Below are 754 nucleotides of genomic sequence, written 5' to 3'. Positions count from 1 at the left end.
CTGGGGGCGCGTCGCACCGACCGGCTCGAGGCTTTGGCGCGCGAAATCCGCACGGAGAGCAACGCGGTGCTGACACGGCGCCTCGACGTCGTCGACCGGGACGACATGGCGGCCTTCGCGCAAGCGGCGCGAGACGCCTTCGGACGCGTCGACGTGATCGTCAACAACGCCGGCATCATGCCGCTTTCGCCGATGGCGGCCATGAAGGTCGACGACTGGGATCGGATGGTCGACGTCAACATCAAGGGTGTCCTGCACGGCATCGCCGCGGTGCTGCCGGGCATGCTGGCGCAGGGCTCCGGTCACGTCGTGAACATCGCGTCGATCGGCGCGCTCGGCGTTTCACCGACCGCCGCGGTCTATTGCGCGACCAAGTATGCGGTGCGTGCGATCTCGGACGGGCTGCGCCAGGAGAACGATCGGCTGCGGGTGACCTGCATCCATCCCGGCGTGGTGGAGAGCGAGCTCGCCGACGGCATCACCGATCCGGCGACGATCGAGGTGATGAAAGCGTACCGCGCCATCGCGCTCCAGCCCGACGCGATCGGTCGGGCCGTGCGCTTCGCCATCGAGCAGCCGGACGACGTCGACGTGAACGAGATCGTCGTTCGCCCTACGCGGGCGGTGCACTGATGAGGACGCAAGCCACGTTCGCGATGCTCGCATTCGTGCTTGCGCACTTCGCCACGGAGAAGGCCATGAGTGTCGAGAGCCACCCTTATGTCGGCATGTGGGTGACGGCGGACGGCTACGT

General features: G+C 67.4%; 1 protein-coding gene. It reads left to right on the top strand.

All coding sequences use genetic code 11. The annotated features are described in order from the left end of the window. Window positions 1–633 (top strand): SDR family oxidoreductase (locus IEX89_RS24130; RefSeq protein ID WP_188915842.1); only part of this gene is annotated, 633 nt, incomplete at its 5' end. Window positions 634–754: the final 121 nt, after the last annotated feature.

It is taken from the genome of Salinarimonas ramus (assembly GCF_014645695.1).
GTDB classification, from domain to species: domain Bacteria; phylum Pseudomonadota; class Alphaproteobacteria; order Rhizobiales; family Beijerinckiaceae; genus Salinarimonas; species Salinarimonas ramus.
The sequence above is the reverse complement of the archived record's forward strand: the minus strand, read 5'-3'. Positions and strand labels throughout refer to the sequence as shown.